This window comes from Mycobacterium sp. NPDC049093, from assembly GCF_040704635.1.
Lineage (GTDB): Bacteria > Actinomycetota > Actinomycetes > Mycobacteriales > Mycobacteriaceae > Mycobacterium.
On the sequence record NZ_JBEZJS010000022.1, the window covers coordinates 1 to 4,933 of the forward strand.

At 65.2% G+C, this 4,933-nt stretch carries 6 protein-coding genes; all 6 read right to left on the reverse strand.

The window, feature by feature from the left end; all coding sequences use genetic code 11:
* Nucleotides 1–74: 74 nt before the first annotated feature.
* Nucleotides 75–446: a hypothetical protein gene (locus AB0876_RS34125; RefSeq protein WP_047041168.1), complete on the reverse strand. Its 372-nt coding sequence runs from the start codon at nucleotides 444–446 to the stop codon at nucleotides 75–77.
* Nucleotides 446–823 carry a hypothetical protein gene (locus tag AB0876_RS34130; protein WP_074328210.1) on the reverse strand — a complete coding sequence of 126 codons (378 nt, stop codon included), beginning with the start codon at nucleotides 821–823 and terminating at the stop codon, nucleotides 446–448. The genes AB0876_RS34125 and AB0876_RS34130 overlap by 1 nt, the downstream gene beginning before the upstream one ends.
* Before the next feature lie 625 nt (nucleotides 824–1,448).
* A complete protein-coding gene (locus AB0876_RS34135) occupies nucleotides 1,449–2,174 on the reverse strand; it encodes a hypothetical protein (protein ID WP_047041163.1) in 726 nt (241 codons plus the stop codon).
* An 18-nt stretch (nucleotides 2,175–2,192) separates the two neighbouring features.
* The gene (locus AB0876_RS34140) at nucleotides 2,193–3,065 is read right to left on the reverse strand and encodes a P-loop NTPase family protein (RefSeq protein ID WP_224863914.1); all 873 of its coding nucleotides are present in this window, start codon (nucleotides 3,063–3,065) and stop codon (nucleotides 2,193–2,195) included.
* A gap of 818 nt (nucleotides 3,066–3,883) precedes the next feature.
* Nucleotides 3,884–4,186: a hypothetical protein gene (locus tag AB0876_RS34145; protein WP_224865614.1), complete on the reverse strand. Its 303-nt coding sequence runs from the start codon at nucleotides 4,184–4,186 to the stop codon at nucleotides 3,884–3,886.
* A 111-nt stretch (nucleotides 4,187–4,297) separates the two neighbouring features.
* Complete coding sequence (locus AB0876_RS34150; protein ID WP_224863913.1) at nucleotides 4,298–4,576, reverse strand: immunity 63 family protein; 279 nt, start codon at nucleotides 4,574–4,576, stop codon at nucleotides 4,298–4,300.
* Nucleotides 4,577–4,933 lie beyond the last annotated feature (357 nt).

Sequence of the window (4,933 nt, forward strand, 5' to 3'; positions counted from 1 at the left end):
GATGCGTAGAGAACACCAATCCTCCCAGCTCAAGGGGCACTTTCCTTATATCGACACCCACCTACACAGGCAATTCATCGGTGGATCGAGGCTAAATGCGATGTGTCCGGGACCGCATTCCTGACGCGCGCAGGGCTGTCGGATGCGTGCTCGGTGAGGCTCTCAATGGGCTGTGGCACCGAACTGGGCGATGGCACCGAAGGCCGTGGCGGCACCTGCTGCGCCCGGTCCTCGCCCGCCGTAACCGGCTGGGCCTGCCGGGGGCCGGCCTTCACGGCCGCGGTCGTCGTCGTGGCCGACGCCGTAGCCAATTGCTCGCGGCCGTGGGCAAATGCGTTGGGCCGCTTGGGTCTAGTGAGTGACAGCAGGCACAGAGTCGCGTGCGCGATAGCGACGTCGATCACCGCCGGCCAGATCCACGACATGGACTCGCGAATACCCAGCATCACTGCGAAGGAGCGCAAAGCGTCGAACGAGAGCGCAAAGCGTCGAACGAGAGCGCAAACGAGCCCAGTGCCAATGCTGCCGTGAGCGCGAGCGCTACCCAATACACCCAGCCGACGGAACGGGCTCGCACCAGCCAAGTTGCCGAATGAGTCGCTGCCAGAAGAACTATCGGCGGTACCAAAGCTGCAAGTGCGGCCAGCCATCGTGTTTCGGACGGGGCGATGAGCAGCGCGTGTCCAACATTGCCGGCCAACGACATCGAGGCCGCAAGAATCAACCACCCCATGAAGAAGGTGCCGGCGCGGCGACGGTCGCCTTCTGCTGGGGCACCGCCAACCGGAGGCCGCTCAGGCGCGTATTGGTCCTGGAGACTCATGCATCGAGCCTATGGGCGCCGCCGATGCGCCTCGTGCACAATTTATCGCTTAGCTGGCACCACACAGCTCATCGAGCCGTGCGGACGCGGCCGTAGCTGCCACACCATCGGCCTGCGTGTACGTGCGATTGCGCAGCAACTCGATTTCAGTACGCCGCTCCGCGACATACTGCCGCGCGACGGATGCAGTAGTGGCTGGCTCGGCTGAAATCTGCGGCTCAAACAGGTCAAGGCCTTGGCGATCGCAGCGGTCCGATTCCCGATGTAGGTGTCGATATTCGGCGTCGACCAATCCCAGCCCGGAGGCAGCTGAGGGATAGCCGTCAGGGCGGCCTTAGTGGAAGGCCACGCCTCGCACGTCGAGCTGGTCTCGGTGGCGTTGCCCTGTGCTGGGGCATTCTGGGCAGCTGTCGGAGCGGGGCTAGCGGGTGCTGCGGTGTCGGAGCCGCGGCTCAGTAGGACAGCTGCGATTACCGAGGTGGCGATGATGATGGCCGCGACGATGATGGCGACCGGAAGCCAGCGCCGCGACGGCTTGGCAGTCGGATAGTAGGGTGGCCACTGGGGTGGTGTCATAGGTAATATCACTACCTCTGTCAGGGGTGATGTTGCGCGTGGGGTTGCGCTAGCGGCTGCGCGTGCTCGGATAGCTGGCGTCTAGGGCGGCAGTGACGATTTCCGAACGCGTCGACTTTGGCCGCCCGGGGTGGCCCGCCAAGATGATGCTGTTCACCCAGTCCACAATGCGGCGCAGCGCTTCAACCTCACCCGCAATGGGCCGCATGTACACCGGCACAACAGGTTCCGCCTTCTGGACAGGTGCGCGCCTGACGAAAAAGCCAGGGGGCTGCGTGGCGTTCTCTTCGGGTCGGCGGGCAAGCACGAGTTCGGGGAGATCCGCGAGGTGGCTGCTCACTGCTTCCATGATGAGCTCGGTCTGTGGTGCCGACCCTGGCTGGTCGGCGACGGCCTTGAATCGCGCTGCCACGGAGTTGGCGACGCTGACCCGCGTCGGTGAGGCGACATGCATTAGCGGGTCGGTCCAATCAATCTCCAGCGCGGGCAGATCCCGCCGGGAGGGCGAGTGATCCACGTCGGCTGTCACCTCGGTCTCGGTCTCGGTGACGGCGGGCGCAGGCGCCGGCGCAGCCCGCGGCGGCGTCGCGCTGACAGTTACTGCCGGCTCCTCGGCGGGGGCCGGAGCAGCGGTCGACGAGCTGGGGAGCCTGTCATCTGCTGGGCCCGCATCAGCACTGACCGGGGCGGCCGGCTTCGGGTGACGGGGAGGGGGCGCTTGGCGCCCTGCCCGCTCTGCTTTGCGGTTGCGCAGGGATGCGATTCCGTCGGACATGGGTGTTCCTCTCCCCCGTTACTGTTGAGCCTTGAGCGCGAGGTCAAGGACGCTGCGCGCCACCTCGTGCATTTCTTCAACGAAACCAGCTGCCCGAGCGGGTATTTCGCCGGAACGACCAGGGGCGCATACCGCCATCGTGAGCTTGCGCCGCTTGAGGAAGGTGTGGCTGGAAACCACGGGGCCAACCGGGATGTCGAAGGTGTCGCTCAGCTTCTCCAGCTGGCGAAGTTCGGCTTCTGGGGCTGCTTCCACGCGGTTGATGACAAACAGCAGTGGATAGCCTCCCTGCAATTCCTTGGCCATGCTCTCGGTCGCCTTCAGCGCCCGGGTCTCAAGGTTGACCGGGACCACGATGACGTGTGCGGCCGCGACCGCCCCCATCGTGGAGCTCACTCCGCCCGGGTGTGTGTCGACCACCAGCGGTCGGCCTAGCGACTGCGACCACTTCTCCAGTGTCGAGGCCATCTGGTCAGCCGGTGGCTGGTGGATGGCGAAGTCGGGATGCGACGGAATGAGGTCAGCGCGCACTCCCCCGCCCGAGAGAGGGCGTGGCACGCGGCCAGCCTCCAGCGCGTCAAGAAGAGGTGCGGTGGTTCTTGTCTCATGGCGGTACCCCCACGCGCGGGTGGCCCCTCCCTCGTCCCAGTCCAAGTCGACGAGGACTCCGCCGAGCAGGAACGCCAACTCCTTGGCGAGTTCGGTCTTGCCCACTCCCCCCTTCCACGCCGCAACCGTGACGATTAGGCGGGGCAGGAGTTCCATCAGCGCCGGCGACGAGGCGACACCGAGCCGCTCTAGCGCGATGCCGGGCTGCTGCGCCTCAGCGCCGCCTGCCCGCCGCTTGCCGCTGACATTGCGTGTCGCAACACCTGCAGTGCTGTCTGGCATATCGCGCACCCCTTCTGTGCGTGTGTGCACCGCTGACAAGGTGCATATGTGCTGCGTTCGATATTAGTCGACCACGCTGTGTGTGCGTGCACAACTTGTATCGCGGCGCGCCGCACAGCCGATAGCACCCTGACTATTACCTGCCTGCGTGTCAGCATGTACCAGAGCCACTATCACAGCCAATAGCGCAAGACCGTGCCGCGTGCAATGTAATCCTTGATATTGGACGTGATGTTGTCGGCAGTGTTGTGCGCAATGTTGCAGGTGACATTAGCCCTGCTCGGAGGTGCAACATTACAAACTGCGGCCTGTAGTCGCTGCTGACCAACGGTAGCCGCTCGCAGCGCCAGGCATATGGCGGACGTGTCGAAAGCGCGTCAGCGGGCCCTACGCGGCGTTTTCCCAGGTGATCTTCAACCCCCACCGCCCGAGGCCGGGGGGCTCCGAAGGGGCCGGCGAACCACGTGATGCAGACCCAAGCATGCGCACATATGTTCGAGCACGCACCTAGAATGTGGAGCTGTGACGAGGCTACGGCGGACCCGGCGCGGGTATGCGGAACCCGGCCCGCCGCAGCATTGTCCTGGGGGGCATCCGCTCCGTGGGCCGCAGCTGGTGCTTGTAGGGACGCAGCAGTGCTCAACGTGCGCCAACCGGGGGATGGGCCCGCACCGCTCGTATACGTGTAGGAACTTGCGACAGGACGGTCTACGACCCGCCGGCCACCTCGGAGTGTGCCTTCATCGCTATGGATGGCCGCGAAGTTCCGAAGCGCTGAACAGGACCGGGCGCCGCCACAACGAGTCAGCGTGCACGGCTCACCGGCGCGAGCGGTGCACGGTGTAGTTCGTCCACGCAGGGAACTCGCACATGATGATCGGGTCGCGGCCGGCGCGCGTGCAGAGCACTTGGAGAACCCCGTCGCGGACGACCGCGGCGACGTCGGCGTCGGCGGGCAGGTAGCGGGTCGCTGAGACGATGGTGGTGTCATCGTCGGCCACGTCGACCTCGACACTGCCGGCTCCCGCGATCTGGCACTCGCGGTAGTAGTCGACGCTCATCTCCATCAAGCGGCTGGGGGCGACATCAAAAACGAGAATCTTCGGGCTGCGAATCTTCATGGTCACGTCGGGTTTCCTTCCCTCTGATGCACGACTTTCGTGCTGAGGGAACCCTAGAAAACGACAGTGCAGCGATTGAGTCGTCGCGGCCCTCACCTGCGCATTTAGTGGTTAGCTCGCGCGTCGGGTGGGTTTGGAGTTGTGCAGGAGAGCGTCAATCGTGGCCTGCGTCTTCGAGCCCCATCGCGGGTCGAGCGCACTGACGAAGGCGGCCCACAATGGCAGGGCCACGGTCGCTTTGAGCGTGTCGGCGCCGGTGCCGCGCGCGGCGGGGGAGCGGTAGGCAAAACTCCAGGCGACCGCGCGAGCCGCGTCGTCGACGATCCAGTACACCAGCTCGTCGGCGTCGACAGTTTGACGCGTGCCTGGCTGACCGGTCAGTACATCCATGCACCGATAGTGGAGAGAGTTCTCCGCGTCGAGGGTATAGGCGGCGCCGGGGGCATCGACTGCGGGAAATGCTTGGAACTGTGGCCGGGGGAGGGTCCGCCTTGCCGCAATCCTGGCGACCGCGCTCAGTTGCGCCAAGGCGTGCTCAATGCGGTGTTCTAGGCCCTCGTGGGGTGGCGGGCCGCCGACAGTGCGGATGCCTGGTTCGAGGTCCTCCAGGTCGGGCCATGAAGGTAGGGGTGTGGGGGAGTGCTGTGCGGAGTGGTTTAGCCTCGATCCACTGATGAATTGGGGTAGGTGTGCCTCGCTGGGCTGTTGAGGGCTGGTCCTGGTCGCGGGCAGGGGGTATCTGCTGGT

What these genes read in the sequence shown, in the direction of transcription:
- AB0876_RS34125 (WP_047041168.1), bottom strand. Translation starts at nt 446, where the DNA reads ATGCTGGGTATTCGCGAGTCCATGTCGTGGATCTGGCCGGCGGTGATC.
- AB0876_RS34130 (WP_074328210.1), bottom strand. Translation starts at nt 823, where the DNA reads ATGAGTCTCCAGGACCAATACGCGCCTGAGCGGCCTCCGGTTGGCGGT.
- AB0876_RS34140 (WP_224863914.1), bottom strand. Translation starts at nt 3,065, where the DNA reads ATGCCAGACAGCACTGCAGGTGTTGCGACACGCAATGTCAGCGGCAAG.
- AB0876_RS34145 (WP_224865614.1), bottom strand. Translation starts at nt 4,186, where the DNA reads ATGAAGATTCGCAGCCCGAAGATTCTCGTTTTTGATGTCGCCCCCAGC.
- AB0876_RS34135 (WP_047041163.1), bottom strand. Translation starts at nt 2,174, where the DNA reads ATGTCCGACGGAATCGCATCCCTGCGCAACCGCAAAGCAGAGCGGGCA.
- AB0876_RS34150 (WP_224863913.1), bottom strand. Translation starts at nt 4,576, where the DNA reads ATGGATGTACTGACCGGTCAGCCAGGCACGCGTCAAACTGTCGACGCC.